Raw genomic sequence first — 1162 nt, forward strand, 5'->3', positions numbered from 1 at the left:
GTAGCAACCATTAAAGCACGCCCGATTTCCGCGAGCATGACGCCGTGCTTGCGGCCGTCAAGGCGTGGCCTGGCGGCAGTCGACGTGAGGTGAGACGAGCGCGACGGCCATCCTTGACGGCCGCGGCGCGCGGCGTCGTCTTGACGGCAGGTCGGGACGAAGAAACGGTCGCCTGATCGAACAAAGAAACGAGATCAGGTGACGGACACACTCGCGGTTCTGGGCGGTTCGGCGACCCACGGTGTTCCGCGGGCGACGACGGCGTTGATGATGACGATCAGCTTCCTGGCACAGGCGACCAGCGCGCGCTTGTGGCCCTTGCCGGCGGCGATCAGCCGGCTGTACAGGGCCATGAGCTGCGGATTCCAGCGGAAGGATGCCGGAAGAGCTGCGGTGTAGAGCGCCTGACGCAAGCGCTGGCGTCCGCCGTCAATCCTGCGGGCGCCGACATGCTTGCCGCTGTCGTCATCGTACGGCGCAAGCCCGGTGAGGGCTGCGGCTTGCTCGCGGGTGATCTGACCGATCTCGGGCATCCTGATCAAGATGGCAACCGCGGTCGGCAAGCCGCTGCCGCCAACGCTGTAGATCAGATCGAGCCGTGCGGCGAGATCGCGATGCTTGCGGATCGCTGCCACCAGGGCCTTGAACTCGGCTCGTCTGTGCTTGGCCAACAGAGCGATCTGCTCCTTCCAGAACTTCTGGACACGTTCGTCAGGGCAGCTCTCCAGCCGATTCTTGAGCTTTGCGATGTCCTCCTTGATCTGGTCGATCATCGTCAGATGCACGGCAAAAGGCTGCAGCCGGGGGTCTGGAGCGGGATGGATCTTCTTGACCGCGGCGGTGCAGGCCGCAATCAATGCGGCATCCATTTTGTCGTTCTTGGCCCGTTGCAAATGGAACGTGGCATAGGCGCGGACCTGGATCGGCTGAAACACGATGACGACAAACCGCTGGCGTCGCAGTTCGGCGACCGCCGCCTGCTCGTAACCACCGCTTGCCTCGATCCCAACCCGCTTGACCTTGTGGCGCTTCAGCCACTCCACCAGCTCCTGGTGGCCTTCCGCCGTGTTCTTGACCTGCAGCTCCTCCGAACTGCCATCGAGCGCCACGTCGAGCTTATCTTTGCTGGTATCGATTCCAGCACAGATCGTGTTACGTTTGG

The 1162-nt window shown here is 63.1% G+C and carries 1 protein-coding gene; it reads right to left on the reverse strand.

Annotated features, from left to right (window positions below; translation table 11 throughout):
- Positions 1–194: 194 nt before the first annotated feature.
- Positions 195–1148 carry an IS110 family transposase gene (locus IC66_RS0142305; RefSeq protein ID WP_063712081.1) on the reverse strand — a complete coding sequence of 318 codons (954 nt, stop codon included), beginning with the start codon at positions 1146–1148 and terminating at the stop codon, positions 195–197.
- Positions 1149–1162: the final 14 nt, after the last annotated feature.

Source organism: Bradyrhizobium genomosp. III, from assembly GCF_000261705.1.
Taxonomy (GTDB): domain Bacteria; phylum Pseudomonadota; class Alphaproteobacteria; order Rhizobiales; family Xanthobacteraceae; genus Bradyrhizobium; species Bradyrhizobium ottawaense.